We start from the raw sequence: 17815 nt of genomic DNA, 5'->3' as shown, positions 1-17815 counted from the left end.
AGTGTCCGAACAGAACCGGTCGCGGTGACATACGGCCCTGTCGGGCGGCATCGGCGAACCGCGACGTTGTGTCCATGTCTGCTCTTGCAACGTTCCCCGTCCCTGCTCCCCTCCCGGGCGACTGGGTGGCCGTGCACGAAACACACATCGGCGTGGTCTTCCTCGTGGGAGACACCGCCTACAAGCTGAAGAAACCCGTCGACCTCGGCTTTCTCGACTTCCGGACGTTGGCTGCGCGCCGGCGTGCATGTCATGAGGAGGTAGCGCTCAACCGCAGGCTCACCCCGGATGTGTACGAGGGAGTCGCGGACGTCATCGGACCGGATGGTAAGCCGTGCGAACACCTCGTGGTGATGCGCCGGATGCCCGAGGAGCGCCGCCTGGCGACGCTCGTGCGTCAAGACGCACCGCTGGAGGACACCATCCGGGCCGTCGCCGGAATAATCGCGCGCTTCCATCGGACTGCGGCGCGCGGTCCCACGATCGAACGGGAAGGCACCCGCGATGCGATACGCGCGCGCTGGCAGACCAGTTTCGACCAGATCCAGTCACACCGGCACCTGCTCGGCGCCGATACGGTCGAGCGGATCGAGCGGCTCACCGGTGAATTCCTCGACGGCCGAGCGGCGTTGTTCGATCGGAGGATCGCCGAAGGACGCATCGTCGACGGTCACGCAGACCTGTTGACGGAGGACATCTTCTGCCTCGACGACGGCCCTCGGATCCTGGACTGTCTCGAGTTCGATGCGCGACTGCGCGCCGTGGACGGGCTCGACGACGTCGCGTTCCTCGCGATGGACTTGGAGCGACTCGGCGCGCCACAGCTGGCGGAGCTGCTGCTCAACACCTACGCAGAGCAGGCACACGACCCCGCTCCGGTACCGCTGTGGCGCCATTTCGTCGCTTACCGGGCGTTCGTCCGGGCCAAAGTCGCTTGTCTGCGATACGCACAGGGAGACAGTGAGGCTGCCGCACTCGCGCAGCAGCACGGGCTTCTCACGTTACGGCAGCTACAAGCCGGCGAGGTACGGCTGATCCTTGTGGGTGGACTCCCCGGGACAGGCAAGACCTCACTGAGCCGGGCACTCGGCGAGCAACTCGGTGCCACCGTGTTCAGCAGCGACCGCGTACGCAAGGAACTCGCCGGCCTCAGTCCCCTGCAACGGGGGACCGCCTCGTTCGAGTCAGGCATCTACGACCGTGCGCACACCGAGCGCGCGTACACGGAGCTGCTGCAGCGCGCCCGAGAACGACTCGAGCTGGGTGAAACGGTGGTGCTGGACGCATCGTGGACGTCAGCGAGCCAACGGGCATCCGCGACGGAACTGGCCAGCCATACGCACAGCACACTCGTGCAACTCGAATGTCAGGCGCCCGAGGCCATCACCAGCGCCCGCCTCGCCGGCAGGACCGACTCGGCATCCGACGCGACCCCCGGCATTGCCGCGCGCATGGCGCAACGCGTCAACCCATGGCCGGCCGCCCACCGAGTGTTCACCGCAGGCACGATCGCGGACTCGCTGACTCAGGCCATGGCTTACATCGAACGCTAGGCCGCAACGCCGGGATTCATGAACTCGAACCAACATCGAAACTCACCACTGTGCAGTTCAGCAGCGCAGTACTGATCGAACTCGCACCGACAGCCGAAGACCCGAGTCCGGTGCGGCGGACGGCCTATCGGCCCTGCGGGGAGGACCGATAGGCCCTTCGCACGCGCCCTGCGCGATACGAGCATCGACATAGAACGGGACAGCGGAGGAGGTCACCGTGGCCAACACGACGAAATGGACCGTCGAAATCTCGATCGACGAGCACGAGGACAGGACGAGGGCCGAGGCCCGACTACGGACGAGTGCCAGGGTCGAACGTACGGCCGTCGGACACGCCCGCCGCAACCCGCGCGATGTCAACATTCCCGAGATCGGGGACGAACTGGCCGTAGCGCGGGCGATGGCCGACCTCTCGCACCAGCTGATCGAGGTGACGGCAGGCGACATCGAGGCCGTCACCCATCAGCCGACTCACCTGACGCGATGAACGCGACGGCCACGCGGACCAGAGAAACTCCTGGCCGTCACGGGTAACGGCACCATTCTCGTCGGCGTCAACCGCGGCAGAGAGACATCGATTCGGCCATGCGGACGGCGGGGCTGGCGAAGGGAGGGGCCCGATGACCTTCATCTGGCTGATCGTGTGGCTCGTCGCGGGCACCCCCGAGGTGGCTTCCTGGGGCCCGTGGAACAACTGGGGCATCGCGCTTTTCGTGTGTCTGTCCATCGACCTCATCGGCGCTCTCGGTGCCAACACACGACGCTACAGCCGGTCCTGACTGTGCAGCGCACATACGAGCAAGGCCGGGTTCCGGCGGCGAACGGCCCTCGGCCGGGTCGACAACGTGGGGACGTAGGACCCCACGACCGAGGCCCCGTGGCCGTCGCGCGGCGACCGGAGGATGCCCATGCTGAGCCCATGGCTCTGACCGGAGAACACTCGGCTGCGAACACCGCAGGCATGATCCGGGCCGGAACCCACGTGGTCCACCTCGCGACGGTGGATCGTGCAGGAGTTCGACGACCTACCTCGGACCGGCTGTCGGTAGTGAGCGGCGCCGGTCGGCGCGGTTCGACGAGCCACTGCCTGCGAAGCACGGATGGCGAGTTCGACTGTTGATCAGCTGCTGTCCGGAGGTGATCTCGCCCCGACGTGCCGACCGGTCTTGCGCGGGCGCAATCGTGGGCCTGACCCCGCACGGCGAGAGCAGCCCGCAGCCGATCTGCGCCTGCCATGGAGGATCTGACCCTGGAGGAGGACGGTATGAGACGTGGATCAACGGACTGGTCGCCTTCCGAGGCCGAAGCACTGGCCACCGCCGTCCTCAACGCCCCGTCAGTGCTCAACACCCAGCCTTGGTTGCTGGAACTCGACCGCGGCGAGGCGTCGCTGGTCGAACGACGCGACACGTGGTTGCCTTTCAATGACCCGTACGGTCGGGACAGGACCATTTCCTGCGGTGCGGCTGTCCCGAACCTGGAGCTCGCCGTCCGAGTACTGGGTTTCGAGACCGCGACCGCGCTACTGCCGGATCCCGGCAGGCCGGAGCTCGTCGCACGAGTCGCCGCTGGTACCCCGCACGAACCGGATACCGACGACTGGCGGACATACTCTGCGATCACGCGCAGGCGAAGCCATCGGCTGCCGTTCGCCGAAGCCGAGGTGCCGGCCGAACTGGTAACCACGGTCCTTCGGCACGCTGCCGTCGACGGCGTTTCGGTGAGACATGTGCGCGAGGTTGACGCGCTGGCTGCGGCACTGGAATACGCCGCGTTGGCCCAACAACACGATGGCGACCGCCAGCGTGAGCTCGCGGTGTGGACCATTCAGGACCTGCAATATCACCGACACGGCGTGGGGCTCCCTCGCACGGCGCTACCCTCTTCCGCCACTCTGCCGTGGGCCGGAACCGTGAACCGCCTCACCACAGTGCCCGACCGGGTGACGCTGGCGCGATGGCTGTCGCGGGAGACGGTACTGCTGTTCCACACCGCTGATGACACGAGACTCGACCACCTGCGCGCCGGGATGGCCATGCAACGCGTATGGCTCGGCTTCGTCTCAGCGGGCCTCGTCGCCGCTGTGCAAACGCAACCCTTGCATCTGACACAAGTACGGGAACAGCTCGTCGAGGCGCTTGCGCTACCCGGCTCACCACAGCTGCTGATGCGCGTGGGTTACTCGGCGGGACCAGCGCCGGTAAGTCCCCGCCGCAGTGCGTTCGAACTGCTGCACGGTTGACACGACCACGAGAGGAGTGTGGAGATGCTTGCACGCGATGTCATGTGCGCACCAGCCGTGACGGTGGCACCGGATACACCCGTCAGGAAGGCGGCAGCGACGCTGGCTGACCGGGGCTTCACCGCACTGCCTGTCGTGGACGACGAGGACCGGCTGCTCGGTATCGTCACCGAAGCCGACGTGGTCCGCGATCGGTTCCCCCGGGACATCCGCACAGCACGTCTGGGCGACGTACCGGGGGCCGCCGCGGGTTCGACGGTCGGACAGGTCATGACCGCCCCGGTCGTGACGGTCGGTTCCGTGCTGGACGTGGTCGACGTCGTGCGCGCCATGCTGGACGAGGGAGTGCGCAGCGTGCCTGTCGTGGAGGGCGACCGCGTCGTGGGCATCGTCAGCCGGCGTGACCTCGTGCGGGTGCTCGCGCGCGATGACCGACGCCTCGCGCGAGACGTGCACAATCGGCTCGCCATGATCAGCACTCCGGACCGGTGGAGCATCGACGTCACGGACGGTGTCGTCACACTCGTCGACTCTCGAGACGACGCGACCGACCGGCATGTCGCCACGGTTCTTGCGGAGAACGTGCCCGGGGTGCTGCGCGTGCGCCACGTTCCAAACAGAACTGAATCGGCCTGAAACGTTGCGTCTGGATCTGCACCGCGCGAAAGCGGACCCCAGGCCGACGAACTGCGGTTTCTCCGCGCCTGTAGGGATTCGAACCCCGAGCCTTCTGATTCCTAGACCGGGGGACCTCTACCGCCGGGTGGCGCCGACTACATCCTGGGCTTCACCGCCCTGGCGATCGAACAGTCCGGCGGCCCCCGCGCAGCGCTACTCACGATGGCGCGCGACGCCCTGCCGGACTGGGCGCTCGGACTCGTGATCGTCGCGGGCGCCGCCACCGCGATGGTGCCCGCGGCGGGCATGCTCGTCGGCATATCGACGATGGTCGCCAGCACACTCGTACCCACGCAGCCGACCGCGGCATGGTCCGGGTCCGGCCGTGCGCTGTCGTCCTGATCGGTCTGCTCATGCTGGCCTCCTCGGCCCTGCGCAGCTCGGACCTACTGGCCGCACTACTGCTGACCTTCAACGGTTTCGCGCAGCTGGCACCGGCCAACGCCCCCCCCGGGGGGGGGAGGTTTCTCGGTGGCGCGCCTGTAGGGACTGTCGTTGATCACCACCCTCTGCTGCTCTCATGTGCAATGAGTCCGCAACGACCGGCAGGGGCTGTGTCCAAGATTTTGGACAGTCCCTCTGATTTCCTTTGGTTAAGCCGATGCTGCGGCAGCGCGTGGTCTTGCAGAGCTTCCGACCGGAATGCGGTAGCCGAGGCTGCTGTGTGTCGCTGGCGGTTGTAGACGACCGTGTCGTTCACTTCTTGGTTTTGCGTGCGACGCCGCCGACGATGTTCGACTCGGCAGCGTCGGTTGTGCTGGTGGTGTCCGGGCGCCAGTCGGGTAGCCATACAAGGCCGGGTTCGACGAACTCGAAATCGCCGACGAATGCGGCGATCTCGTGCCGGCTGCGCTGGGTCAGTGGCAGGGTGGCGCGGTCGGTGTATTGCCCGGCGATCGTCTTGAAGGCACTCTGCACCTCGTCGTCTTCGTCGTTCAGGCTGATGTGGGTCAGTGCCAGCAGGCTGCCGGGCGGCAGCTGGTCGCGGTAGTAGGCCAGCGGCGCTTCCGGCTGGTGCTCGTCGGGCATGAAATGCAGCAGCGCGACGATCAGCAGGCAGATCGGCTCGTCCGGGTCGATGGCGCCCTCGTCGAGTACCTGTTGCCAGAGTGCGGGCCCGTCGAAGTAGTCGCCGCAGATCGCGTAATGCCGTTCGGGATCGGCGGTGTCTTCGAGCAGGATCTGCGCGTGCGCGTGGGCGACCGGTTCGTTGTCGATATAGACCACGCGGCATTCGCCAGGGGCTACCTCGTCGGCCACTTCGTGGACGTTGCCCTGTGTCGGCAGTCCGCTCCCGATGTCGACGAACTGCCGGATACCCGACTCGACCGCATACCGCACGGCCCTGCGCAGAAACTCGCGATTGGCCACCATCCCCCCGCGCATCTTCGGGGTTTCCCGCAGCTGCTGGTCGGCGAATACTCGATCGACCGCGTAGTTGTGGCGGCCTCCCAGCACGTAGTCGTAGATGCGGCCGGCGCTCGGGCGGTCGGTGTCGATGGCTGCACGTTCCTCGGGCATAGGCCGAGAGTAGTCGATTCGGCCTCGCCCATACACACGTGCGGGCGAACCCGCGGCCGCCGTGGTTTGCACCGCCCAAGGGCAGGCGGCGACAGCCTCGCTCCGTTCTGGTGACGTGCCCGGTGGGCGCAACCGCCGATGCATCCGGGCCGCAAATCCGAGCGCAGGCCAAGGAACGACCCCAACATCGGCGCGCCAACGGCCGCCCCAACTGCGCGCCCCGTACGCGCCACGCAACAGAACAGCGGCGAATCGTTCCGGACGAAGCCTCACCCCTGCAGCCAGCCGATCCCTCACCACGCATTCGGCACAGCGGAGCACTCGGAGACGTAACGGAGCTCTCCAGCCCACTTCAGTGATCAGCAGTATGATCTTGAAAAGCAAGAAACCCCCTGCGTACAGGGGGTTTCTTGGTGGCGCGCCTGTAGGGATTCGAACCCCAAACCTTCTGATCCGTAGACCGGGTGGGACCTCTACCGCCAAGTGACGCCGACTGCCTAAACGGGTCGGAAAGTGCAGATCATAAAGCACCTCCGCCGGACTTCGATGCCTGCGAGTGCCGTCCTGTGTCGGGCTCTACGTCGGCAACGGAGCCCAATCGGAGACCACAGCATGTGCATTCCTCTTGATGAGCCACCAGGCCATAAGCGTTCCACCCATGCACGCAAACGCACTGATGTTCAGACCACGTTCTCACCCACGGGACAGAACACATGTCGCCACGAGCCGTGCACTCCCAGTCCAGCCGGTGCAGGTACACGTTGCAAAGCAGCGACGAATGCCGGGGCAGCCTGTGGGGCCGGACACCGCATGGCGCACCGTCCCCTCCTGCGTCACTCCCGCACGCAGCATGGCTTGCAGTGGCTTCACCACGGGCCCGGCGGCGTCATTAGCATCGTGGCGGGCGCCGACACTGCCCAAGCTCGCCCTACCGCCCATCGCCGCCGGTCGTATTTCCTCCCCCCGTGTCGTTGGCTTGGTTGTGGGGGAACAAGCCGTACCGGCCATGGTCTGCGTTCTTGGTGAACGAGATGTCGCGCGTCTCGGGCTCCAGGGCGTTCGGCGGGTCTTCGTTTTCCAAGATGATGATTTGGCCGGAGAAATTTGTTTGGACATCGGCGAAGAACCGGTCGGCGAGGTTGGCAGTGTCGAGGACGTCGTCGCTATTGTCGGGTTCGTCGTTGGGGTCCGGGGGGCGGTAGACGACCAGGGGTGAGTCGAGCACGACGAAGCCAGGGTGGGGAAGATCGCGGTCGAAGCAGTACTGGGCGAGCGAGATGGTGAACGCGGCGTGCAGGATGGCGCGGACACCTTTACCGTGGGCCGAGCGCGGTTGGTTTCCGGAAACGAGGTCTTGATCGTCGAAGCTGTAGCTGGTGCTGTCGCCGTCGTGGAAGCCCCAGGCCCGCAATCGGACCGCGATCATGCGGGACAGGTCGTCGACAGCGCTGCGCTGCAGGCCTGCCGTAGGGGCCATCACCTCTGGCTTCGGCCCGGCCTCGATGTCGGGGCGGAGGGCTTCGAGCCGCTGAATATGGCGGATGCTCTCGGCGTCTCGTTCAAGCTGGGAGGACAAGGTGAGCAGGTCGTTCAGCTCGCGTTCCTGGGGGTTGAGGATATCGTCCAGCCGTGCGATCGTCGTTCGCGCTTGTGCCGCGTCGTCGGTGTAACCCTGGAGTCGCTGAGCCTTCTCGTCACGTTCGGCGCGCAGCCCGGCGATGGCCTGAAGCAGGTCGTCGCGGAGCGCGGTCGTTTTGCGCTGTTCCTCGCGTACGGACTCGCCGAGGGCGGTCGTGTCGTCGGCGCAATCCTCGTTGAGGTGCTGGTGCTCGGGTTCGGCGCCGCAGAACACGCAGCGTCCCGGGGTGAAGTAGCCCAGCAGCGTCCCAGCCTCGGCCACAGCTTCCAGCCGGTCCAGATCGGAGGTGTACTGCTCGTGGAGCAGCTTGAAGCGCGCGTCGAGCGTGTCCAGCTCGGTCAGGCTGCGCCGCGCGGCGGCGGCAAGCCGCTCACTGTTGGACAGGGCCTTCCCCCACTGCTGCCTCGCTGCCGCAGTCTCCTCGATGCCCCCTGTCGACTCGGTGATCGTCGCCTGCAAGCGCTGGAGACGTTCGTTGACCTGCTGGAGCGTCTCGTCAGTTTGGAGCTGCTCGTAAAGTTCGGTCAGCAGCGTGTCGATGACGTCGTTCTTGGCTGCCTCGGACGTGTGCCGCTCGGTCTCCGATTCACCCGGTTCGACCGCGGAGTCATCCTCGCCCTGCAGAAGCAGGCGAAACGTGGAGATCTCCCCGGTCCGCTGAGTGTGCTGCCCCGTCACGGCCGGTGGGGTCTTCGCTTGGATCTTGGTTTCGCCCACCAGGAACAAGGGGGCTAGCGCGCGCAGGCTCAACGAAATCGTCTGCCCACGTCCGTTCTTGCGGATAACCTTCCGTCCGAGGCCGATCTTGTCCAGAAGGTAGTGCGAGAGGTTCGTGGTGTTCTTGGGACTGTGCTTCGCCGACTTGGAGGTGCTGTCGACAGGCAGAGGGTAGGCGCGGTGGTCACCACGGAAGAGGCGGAAGCCACCGCCTTGCGTACTCCGGGCCAACGTAACGGGCTCCCCGTCGGGCAGACGGAGGCCGAGCAGCACGGTGTCGTAACCGTCCCGCTCCGGAATATCCTCCAGCGTCTTGCTGCCCAGCATGAAGTCGATGGTGTCGGCGATGTAGGACTTCCCCGTGTCCGACGGCCCGCGGACCAAGGTGAGTTTGGGCCCGAACTCGACGGTGGCGGGGCTGACCGTCGGGCCGATGAAGGTCAGGTGCAGCAGGGTTAGCCGTTCCACGTTCCTGACTCCCTCACTCGGTGCCTGTTGTGGCCTTCGCTCGTACGGTTACCGAAGATCGCCACGGTCTGTTGCCTGATCTCCTCCTCGGACAACGTCCCGAGCTGCGTGACCACCCACTGGCTGCGGTCACGCAGCGCGGCGATATACCGCGTCGCGAGCCCGCTGACAAAGCTGTACGCCTCATTCCCGGCCTGGTAGCGGATGCCGACGTTCAGCGCACGCATGTCGACCAACCCGGCGCGCAGCATCACCCGTAGCCCTTCTTCCACGTTCACGCGCCGCACCCCCAGCTCGCCGGCGTGCAGGGAGTGGAAGGGGTGGATGTTGGGCGGCCCTCCGAGGTCCGCGGTGTGCAGCACGCTGTGGTCGAGCAAGACCAGATGATTGATGTCCAACTGGTCCGGATAGGCTTCGGTCAGCAACACCAACACGCGGATCCCGTACTCCAGTGGGCCGTTGAGAGGACTTCTCACGCCTCCTCCACCCAGATCAGGCGGTCCTCATTCGCCAGCTGGTGGCAGACACCCTTGCGGTCGTCGATGTCGGTCACGCCGATGAGCTTGTGCCGGTTGAGGTCAAGGCTGCCCACCTGCGTCAGCACCTGGCCCAACCTCGCGTATCCGTCCGCGTGGTCGCCCTCAGCGACATCGATCACCCCGGCGTGGATGTCTTCCTGAAGCTCCTCGAAGGTGCCTGGGGGTACCGCGGCGGCTGAGTAGGCCTTGAGCGACTCCGCTCGAAAGAACCTCACCCGCTGCTGCTGCAAGTGACTACTCAACTTCGGGACGTTGGCCACGGAGTCGAGAGTGGTGATCTTGTCCGGGCGGCGCTCCGCATACACAGCCAGGAGCTGCTGCAGATAGCGCGCCTCATCCGGCGTGTACTCCCCCGGCGGGATCTCGCTGTCGCCGCGAGCGGGAAGCGAGGTGGCGAACCGGGCCGCATGCCACCTCGTGTGGCTGTGTGTGGTTAATGCGTCGAGCACCTCCACCGACCTGAACATAGCGAAGTCGGTTCTCTCTGCCGCCGACCGCACCGCATCGGTCGTGCCTGCATCCAGCCCCTTCACCAACGTGTCGCCTTCAACCAACCGCACCAAGAATCTTTCGCGCAGGGCAGTCGGCTTGCTTACCAGCATATTGAACTGGGTCGACAACCCTCTGGGGGCCAGGAACTGGTAGCTGTCGGGCAGCGTGTACGCCCCTTCGAGCACAGATACGAAAACCTTGAGGATCTCGGAGGCGGCAGCAGCGAAACCGAGCGGCTCGCTATAATGCTTTGCCTGAAAACAGTCCCACGCCCCCTCGAACTGCCGGTCCGTCTTGAATGCGGCGATGTCCGCACCCTTGTCACCGGCCCCACCGAGACGCTTGATCTGGACGTAGGACTCCTTCAACGCGGTAACCCACTCGCGAATGAAATCTTCCCACTCATCCGGCGTGTACAAGCGTATACGCGCAGCCGGCGGGACAGGTGGTCCGTCCAAGGTCACCGACGACGTCGGGTCAGCAGGTAGGGGTACTTCGCTGACCGTCACACGCCTGTCAACCTGCGGCTCCCTTGCTGTCACGCTGTGCCCCGCCTCCATCTCGCAGCTGACGACTCATCTTTCCCTACACACGCCACTCCTAGGATGGCATCACCAAGATCGCCGGGACGAGATCAATCGTTTCATGAGTTGGCAAACTGTTATCAGAACACCGGGCGGTGCCCACGCTCTTCCCGGCGTGCAACCGGAGCGGCCTGATCCGGTAGAACTCACTCTCGCCCTGAATAGGTTCCGAATTGTTTGGACATGTCGATTATATCTGACCTACATTTATCGGGGACGTACTACCACGATGTCAGCATGATCAGTCACATCCGGATTTGTCTCCTCCGAGATGGCAACAGCTGACACTGGACCACCACAACCCCATTAGCGTTCTTCACCGCTCCCTGCGGGAGGGAATCCTCGAGGGGCCTCCTCTGAACAGGGGCACGACAGCCTCGGGGTGGGTCTCATCGCAACGTGGGTGCTCGCCATCGGTGCCCAGATCGGCGATCACCCACGATGGACGACAGATCTGCTCGATGCTGCGAGTCGCGGCGTTGGTGCCGCACCCACCCTTGAACCACGTCGTGGTGGTTGCACACTGCGCGCCGCTGCTCAACAATAGCTGTTGTGCTTGGAACCCGCCGCACCGGCTTCTTGCTCGCCGTCTTCGTTGCAGGAGGCGCAGCCGTCACTGTAGCCTGGCTTGCACTAGGCCCTCGACATGAGGAGTCCCATTGCGAGCCGGTCGAATTCGATCAGGCCGAAACAGCACGGATACATTTTGTGGAAGAGTATATAGCGCGCGGCAACCCGGGCTCCGAAATCCAGGGCGTTGGCATCGGCCAACAGGGAGACAGATACATTCTATCGGTTATTACCCTGACGAACGCATCGATAAGAGACCTACCCAGTTGTTTTGAGAATGTACCAGTTCGTTACAACCGAGGCGGCCCATTTTCCGCTGACTAATCCGTCACGTAACTATATCGTTTCTATTCCAGTCTGCACCGATTATCTGGGACCCGTCGAGCGTAAATAGGTCCTGAGGTCTAGCGAAGTTCCAGTTTCCACTGTGCGGTATTCCGACAAGATTGCCATTCTCTACGCTACGAACAATAAGGTCGGGACTGCGGTCCATATTCATATCGGCGAAAATTGTCGCGTTACTTTCCTCCCACCCGCTAGACAGCGCATACAGTTTAGCTATGAAGTTTCCGCTGGAGTCTTGATCGGCATAAAAATCATACAAGTACAGGTATCCGTTTGGCTCCCACTGAAAAAGCAGGTCTGGCGCGTCATCACCGGTTACGTCGATGTACTGCATATTGACCGCACTATCCAGGCCCGTGACAATCCGTACCGGGGGTTCGAGGGTTACGTCACCGCTTCCGGTCGACGACGCCGTCGCCACATAGACATCGCCAGTTCCGGTACGTCGGACGAGCAGGTCGTCAATACCATCGCCGTTGAAGTCTCCCGTAGTTCTAAGGTCGTAATCCTGCCAGCCTCCCCCGACGACGAAAACGGTGTCGAACGTGTTCTCGCCGTTGAGCCCTCCGGAATTGTAGGCAATGCCGAGCTGACCAGAGGGGTCAGTTCCGATGAAGTCGGCAAGGCCATCGCCGTTGAAGTCTCCTTGGCCCATCCAGTCGAAACCGCTAGTGTCGCCGAAAACCTTAACCGCTTCGCCATAGGTTGCCGTGCCCTCCAGAGAACCACTACCGGGATAAATGAGCAGATTACCTGTATCTGCGTTTCGCGCCATTAGGTCAGCGATGCCATCGCCGGTGAAGTCGCCGGCACGACCACCACTAGCCGAGAACGGCACAGCCTTAGGAGCAGCTTCGCGCTCTCCCTGCCAGTACGGTCCCACGGCACGGATATCCGGACCGTTGGGGATTTCTTCCTCTTGATCCACGAGATAAATATCCGAGAATTCTAACGGATAATCGTTTGCGTTCTCATCCATAGTATTCGACCCGATGAAGCCCACGACGAGTGCCAAGCTCGCCAGTTTGAGAATATTCTTCTGCGTCCACCGTCGTTCCGACATAAAAACCCCTGAATCGCCGACTAGGGCGCCTTTCCCCAGATGCTATAGCGGCACACTACTCACGACTTGCGCCCCACGCTAGACCGCGGCAAGCAAATCAACTGAAACGACCAATGCGTTGGTAATTCACTAACTGCCTTACATGGCGAAGCCCGAGTGAGTGTTGATCTAGATGAGCGAATCCAAGCGTTTCGTGTTGACGTCCCGTCAGGCATGACGGTATTAACAGAATCCGATTCACTGGGGCAACGACGCAAGCACCAAAGGGGGTCCGCGTGTCAATCGGCGACCAGCGCCGTGAACTTGATCGGCGCACTGTCTTATACATTGCAACGGCTAGCGCAGCTAGTCTAGCCATTGGAGTTTCCGGTTCTTCCTACGCCAACGCCGCACAACAACACACGCTGCCGCCGCAACAGAGGGCTATGGTGACCCGGCTGGCCGAGACGGTCTCCGATGTACCGGTTCCGTTTCCCCGATTTGGTCCTCCTAATGGCGACCCACCACCAAGTGTGACAGCGCAGGGCCTGGATACTGCAATAGCCAGGTTGACAACTGGTCGACTTGCGTTCGCCAAAGCCGGCGCGCGGGCAATGGTAGCGGCGCAGCTTTTGGAATCGGACGTTAGTCATCTCGCCAGGAAAGTCGGCGAGTTGGCCGCGCAGAGCGACCATCAGTCTTTATTGCAGCTGAGGGCAACAACCGGACTTGCAATCGCGGCCGTGTCTTCACATTTCGACCCAAATTCCAATACGGCAGCCGATCTATGGCTCGATATGTCGCGGCGCCTTTCCGAAAAGACCAGCTGACCTGGAGTGCAGCAATGCGTATTGACACACGCTTGGAAGCGAAACTCAACCGGGCTCGAGACCAGGTCCTGCGTCAGCATCGGGGCCAACGAGATTTCCATGGTGCTGGCATCGGGTTTCGCGTTAAGAACGGAGCGCAGACCGGTGAGCCGACCGTCGTTGCAGCCGTGACGAAGAAGCGCCCAGCCGGTTATGTCTCCACCGAGAAGCTGCTGCCCCGGTCAGTGCAGGTGGACGGTGGCAACTACGGAGTTGATGTCATCGAGGCCGGCCCATTCTCTACGAGGGGTGATCCCGAGTTTCAACCTGGCCTCAACGACCCGGTTCTACCGGATCGTTTTCGTCCCCTGCGCCAAGGATCCGTCGTTGGCAACCGAAACAAGAACCCAGTCGGAACACTGAGCGTCTTCGTTCGCGATCTTACCGACGACTCCAGTGGTATCTTGTCAAACAATCATGTATTGGTCCGGGATAACTCCGGTCAAATAGGCGACGAGATCGTTCAACCTGGGGGCGGCGGGGGCTCTGACGTCATCGGCCACCTCAAGCGGTTCGTTCCCCTGACGCCCGGTGTTCATAATTCTAACACGGTTGATGTTGCGCTCGCCCAATTGACGGACGACGCAACTGAATTGACGCCAGAATTTCCGGGAAACCGCATGTCAGAAATTTCTGACAATCACCCGGCTATCGGGCTATACTTCGCCGGGGACCCGACGCATTTTTTTGGCTTTATCACGAAGATCGATTCGGTGTTGTCCAGCATCAACTGCGACCTACTGACCGCACCAAACGGTCTATACATCCCAGGAGGGGGAGACCTGGATCAGCCTATCGAAAAAGTGGGGTACCGCACTGGATACACTTCCAGCACGATTTATGCAGTGAATTTCGTAGCGGTCGTATATATCGATGACAGCAGTGGCACGCGACCGTATTGGTTCCATGACTTAATCATGACCCGCCAGTTCGGCTGGCCAGGCGATTCAGGATCGGTTGTCTGCATGGGCGGGGATGGAATGACACATACACCCATCGAGATTGCGCAGAACCTGTGTCCGTTCATGGACAGTGTTGGCGACATGTACGATTTACCCTTACAGAACGACCACGAGCACGCTGATCGCGCGCGCGACGAGTTCTTCGCACGGAGTCAAATCGGAAACTACCTTTCCCGTATGTTCTACGTGAACTCGGACGTGATCCTCAGTCGGACAGAAGGCGTAGAGGCCACGCCGGAAGAAAAGGCCGGTGCCGCAAGCCTGTACGACAAGTATCACGACTTCTTAGTCAACGCACTCGCCAATCCTGACCGTCCGGGACTCGTTGTCACTCAAGAGCACCTCGACGATGCAGCCTTCGCACTGAGCGGTTTAAAGGTCAATATGACGACGGAGGAAGCAAACGCGGGAGACTCACTCTACAACGAGATGCTGAAACCAACACTGGGAATGAACAATCAACAGATCATCCAGTACATGAATGACACAAACCGATTCCGGCGTTTGTGGGACATCGTCGCTGCCGTACCTACCCTGCAGGCAGTTGGCCCCATTGAAGGTGCGGATGGCCCCCGGTGATCACCAAGGTCGGCTTGCCGTCATGATCAGTGAGCTACCTCGGGACGAAGATTTCGTCCAAGGTGTACGCAGTCACATGAATCTGTGCGCTGGCACGTTGAGCGAACCTCTTCGGCCGCTGCTCGAGGCACTGATCACGCGTCCGGGAAAGTACCTTCGATCTCATCTACTCGAGGTGTGTTCCCGTTTCGGAAACCCGAACTACACACGGTTGGTACGTTTGGGAGCCATTGTCGAGCTGCTGCACTGCGCGTCGCTCCTACATGATGACGTCATAGATAGAGCAGCAACGCGACGCGGCGCCCCTACCGCCCACAAGGTGGCCGGCCCAGAGCTGGCAGTTCTGACTGGTACTGCCTGTTTCGCCCAGGTCGGAGCAGAATCCGCCGATCTGGGAGGCGTGGTAAGTGGCGCAGTGAGCGACGCGGTCGCTGAACTGTCTCGTGGCGAACTTCTCGACGTGCAGCGAGCTTTTGACCCCACGGTTACGACGGCTGACTACGTCGAGCTCGCGCGCAGTAAAACCGGAGAGCTGTTCCGATTGTGTTGCGTACTCGGCGCACAGGAGGCACAGGTCGCGACACAGGATGTTAGGCGCCTCGACCAGTTCGGCAGCAACATGGGAATCGCCTTCCAGATCGTGGATGACTGCCTGGATCTGCGCATCGACGCCGACGATAAGCCAGTAGGAACCGATCATCTGCTCGGGCTGTTCGGCCTACCGACGCTGTGCGCCCTTTCGGGACCCGCTTCCACTGAGCTCACAGAGGTGCTGATGTCGCCTTCCATCGACGCCACTGCTCTAACGAGCGTCCGTAAGCTTGTGCATGCGACCGGGGGTGTGGAGCAAGCCATGACAATCGCAGAGCGACACTACGACGACGCTGTATCCGTGCTGGGACCGCTCACAAAATTGCCGGCTGGCGAAGCGTTATTGGTAACGGCAGAGACCATGTGGCGGCGACAGTGGACCTGACCAACTCAGCGGCAATCGACGTACTGGTCGTCGGCGCCGGCCCGGCGGGTTCCACCGCGGCACGCGAGCTCGCGCTGCAGGGCATAAACGTTGTGCTTGCCGACCGACCGCCCCGTGGATTGCCGGTCGATCACGAAGTAGCCCTCAGCAGCAACGAGCTCCCTCCAGCACCACGAGCGAGTTATACCCTCAAGAGCGCCCCAGTGGACAGGCTCGCAGTACGGTTCGACGGCCAACGTGACGTCACTTACGACGAACCCGGCCTCGTTCTGTGCACCCGTAATGCGCTATTAGGTGAATTGCGCAGATCGGCTCGAGACGCCAGCGTACGTTTCATCGACTCTCCTGTTCGCCAGCTCGAGCGTGTCGGCGATCGCTGGTTGGCAACTCTCGAGTCCGACGACACCATCAACGTTCGGTACGTAGTGTTGGCGGCCGGCAGCCACCAGGCAAGCCGTCTCCTCACTCACGCGGGCCAGCCCACAGGTATCACCTACGCACGACGATATGAGGGCTTTCCCGAAGGCACGCCAACGTCCCTGGAGTTGGTACCTCCACCGCCGACGAATCCTCAAGCTCGCCCCACCGCGGCCCGGGTGCTGCCCTCACCGGTGTTTCCGAGCGTCGCCACCGTCGCAGTGACTGCGCTCACCTCGGACCGGCACGCGCCAGCGTGCGAACTGCTTGACCTTGCTGTCGAGAGTCTGCGTTCCCGAGAGCGCAACTTCTCATTGCGGCCAATAACCCCGGTCATTTCGGGGCTCATCAACACCAGCTTCGAGCCCGAGGGCTGCGCGCGAGATGGGATCCTGCTGGTCGGGGATGCTGCAGGTCTTGTGAACCCGTTCACCGGTGACGGTCTCGGACACGCCATCCGGAGCGGAGTACTTGCAGGTCGTGCAATCGCGGCTCATTTCGCTGAGAACGACGCTGCTGAGCGAGCCTACACACGTGAGCTCACCCGCGCCTTCATCGGATACTTCGGTACAGCACGTCACGCTGCTCGCCGTTATCACCTTGCCTGGCGCATGCTGGCTGACAGTTCGAGCAGCGAGAACCCGTTCTTTGTCAAGGGGCGTAGAGCGATCCTGCTGCCGGAGGGGATCGGCGGACTCGGGCCGCAGCAACGGCTGGGTCTTCAGGATGACACGAGCCGACTTCTCGTCCCTTTCCTTCTCGCTTGCAACGAGATCGCAGTCAGGACGGTGCGCGACGACTGGCCGTTCATCACGTCTCTGCTCGTATCCGGCCAATCCGGGACCAACCACGACCTCCGGCCAGCAATACTCTTCGCTGCCGCGACGATGGTCAACGGGCAACCACCGGACAATGAACACGCCCTTGTCGCGACGGCCATCGAGCTGGCCATGCTCGGCGCTCTCGCCCTACTCGGCCCCGCATCCCAAAGCTCGGAACAGCGCGGCGTCGACTGGCCCGCAGCGACAGCCATCATGGCGGGTGACTTCCTCCTCGCGCAGGCTGCGGCGATCATCGCCCACCACAGGCCCGCGCTGTCCGGGGTGTTCGCCGAGTGGCTGGATGAGCTGACGTCGCTACGCGCCCGTGCCTGCCAGCCTGGTCAGGTGGTCGCCAGCGGCACTGCACTCTTCGGAACCATGTTCGAGTTCCCGGCACGTGTCGGAGCGCAGTTGGCCGGAGCTAGTGACGATGTCGTGGGCGCCATTCGGTCGTTTGGATACCACTGCGGAATCACCTTCCTACATACTGAAGATCTCTTGGCGCTGCGTAACAAACGGACAAGGCTGGACACCACACTGCAGGGGTTGCTGGAGCTGCGGCTGTCCGCCCTTCCCGCCCTGCTCGATGACAGCGGGCTCACGGCAACCGCATTGTCGGCAGACAGCAGAGCAACCGCAGACGCACTCGACCTGACCGGCGTCGCTGGCGCCGAAGCACGCACGGCTGCAGAAAAGGCCCTTACCGATCTGCCCGCCGGCCACGCGCGCCACGTCCTCGAGAAGTTCGTCGCCATACTCGCAGCACCACTGTCAACCCCGAAGTGTGACGACTAACGTGAG

Annotated in this window: 15 protein-coding genes; 10 read left to right on the top strand and 5 right to left on the bottom strand. The window is 62.8% G+C overall.

Annotated elements, in window-relative coordinates; translation table 11 throughout:
• The first annotated feature begins 74 nt into the window (after positions 1-74).
• The 6 genes from LY12_RS17680 (at position 75) to LY12_RS17655 (ending at position 4815) form a co-directional block, all read left to right on the top strand.
• The gene (locus LY12_RS17680; RefSeq protein ID WP_253858121.1) at positions 75-1553 is read left to right on the top strand and encodes a bifunctional aminoglycoside phosphotransferase/ATP-binding protein; all 1479 of its coding nucleotides are present in this window, start codon (positions 75-77) and stop codon (positions 1551-1553) included.
• A 217-nt stretch (positions 1554-1770) separates the two neighbouring features.
• Positions 1771-2040: a DUF1876 domain-containing protein gene (locus tag LY12_RS17675; RefSeq protein ID WP_253858119.1), complete on the top strand. Its 270-nt coding sequence runs from the start codon at positions 1771-1773 to the stop codon at positions 2038-2040.
• A gap of 133 nt (positions 2041-2173) precedes the next feature.
• Positions 2174-2332, top strand: a complete 159-nt coding sequence (locus tag LY12_RS17670; RefSeq protein WP_253858117.1) for a hypothetical protein — start codon at positions 2174-2176, stop codon at positions 2330-2332.
• Between the two features lie 455 nt (positions 2333-2787).
• On the top strand, positions 2788-3795 hold the full coding sequence (locus LY12_RS17665; protein WP_253858114.1) for an Acg family FMN-binding oxidoreductase: 1008 nt from the start codon (positions 2788-2790) through the stop codon (positions 3793-3795).
• 24 nt (positions 3796-3819) lie between these two features.
• Positions 3820-4431, top strand: a complete 612-nt coding sequence (locus tag LY12_RS17660; protein WP_253858112.1) for a CBS domain-containing protein — start codon at positions 3820-3822, stop codon at positions 4429-4431.
• A gap of 204 nt (positions 4432-4635) precedes the next feature.
• Entirely contained in the window at positions 4636-4815 is a 180-nt protein-coding gene (locus tag LY12_RS17655) for a hypothetical protein (RefSeq protein ID WP_253858109.1), read from the top strand.
• Between the two features lie 354 nt (positions 4816-5169).
• Here the strand turns inward: LY12_RS17655 and LY12_RS17650 are convergent, their stop codons facing one another.
• From LY12_RS17650 to LY12_RS17630, 5 genes are all read right to left on the bottom strand, one after another.
• The gene (locus LY12_RS17650) at positions 5170-5994 is read right to left on the bottom strand and encodes an SAM-dependent methyltransferase (protein WP_253858108.1); all 825 of its coding nucleotides are present in this window, start codon (positions 5992-5994) and stop codon (positions 5170-5172) included.
• 928 nt (positions 5995-6922) lie between these two features.
• Positions 6923-8818, bottom strand: a complete 1896-nt coding sequence (locus tag LY12_RS17645; RefSeq protein WP_253858107.1) for an AAA family ATPase — start codon at positions 8816-8818, stop codon at positions 6923-6925.
• Entirely contained in the window at positions 8806-9294 is a 489-nt protein-coding gene (locus LY12_RS17640; protein WP_308292138.1) for an ABC-three component system middle component 2, read from the bottom strand. Before LY12_RS17640 ends, LY12_RS17645 begins: the two co-directional genes overlap by 13 nt.
• The gene (locus LY12_RS17635) at positions 9291-10268 is read right to left on the bottom strand and encodes an ABC-three component system protein (protein WP_253858104.1); all 978 of its coding nucleotides are present in this window, start codon (positions 10266-10268) and stop codon (positions 9291-9293) included. The genes LY12_RS17640 and LY12_RS17635 overlap by 4 nt, the downstream gene beginning before the upstream one ends.
• A gap of 1063 nt (positions 10269-11331) precedes the next feature.
• The gene (locus LY12_RS17630) at positions 11332-12363 is read right to left on the bottom strand and encodes an FG-GAP repeat domain-containing protein (RefSeq protein ID WP_253858103.1); all 1032 of its coding nucleotides are present in this window, start codon (positions 12361-12363) and stop codon (positions 11332-11334) included.
• Between the two features lie 323 nt (positions 12364-12686).
• Between LY12_RS17630 and LY12_RS17625 the strand changes: the two genes are divergently transcribed.
• From LY12_RS17625 to LY12_RS17610, 4 genes are read left to right on the top strand one after another with little or no spacing between them, the layout of a single operon-like run.
• Positions 12687-13220, top strand: a complete 534-nt coding sequence (locus LY12_RS17625) for a hypothetical protein (RefSeq protein ID WP_253858102.1) — start codon at positions 12687-12689, stop codon at positions 13218-13220.
• Positions 13221-13234: 14 nt separating this feature from the next.
• Positions 13235-14800, top strand: coding sequence for a hypothetical protein (locus tag LY12_RS17620; RefSeq protein WP_253858101.1), 1566 nt, complete (start codon positions 13235-13237; stop codon positions 14798-14800).
• Complete coding sequence (locus tag LY12_RS17615) at positions 14703-15776, top strand: polyprenyl synthetase family protein (protein ID WP_308292137.1); 1074 nt, start codon at positions 14703-14705, stop codon at positions 15774-15776. Before LY12_RS17620 ends, LY12_RS17615 begins: the two co-directional genes overlap by 98 nt.
• Positions 15767-17809 carry a lycopene cyclase family protein gene (locus LY12_RS17610; RefSeq protein WP_253858100.1) on the top strand — a complete coding sequence of 681 codons (2043 nt, stop codon included), beginning with the start codon at positions 15767-15769 and terminating at the stop codon, positions 17807-17809. Before LY12_RS17615 ends, LY12_RS17610 begins: the two co-directional genes overlap by 10 nt.
• Positions 17810-17815 lie beyond the last annotated feature (6 nt).

It is taken from the genome of Prauserella alba, assembly GCF_024171735.1.
GTDB lineage: Bacteria > Actinomycetota > Actinomycetes > Mycobacteriales > Pseudonocardiaceae > Prauserella > Prauserella alba.
Note: the sequence above shows the minus strand (reverse complement) of the source record. Positions and strands in the feature narration are given on the sequence as shown.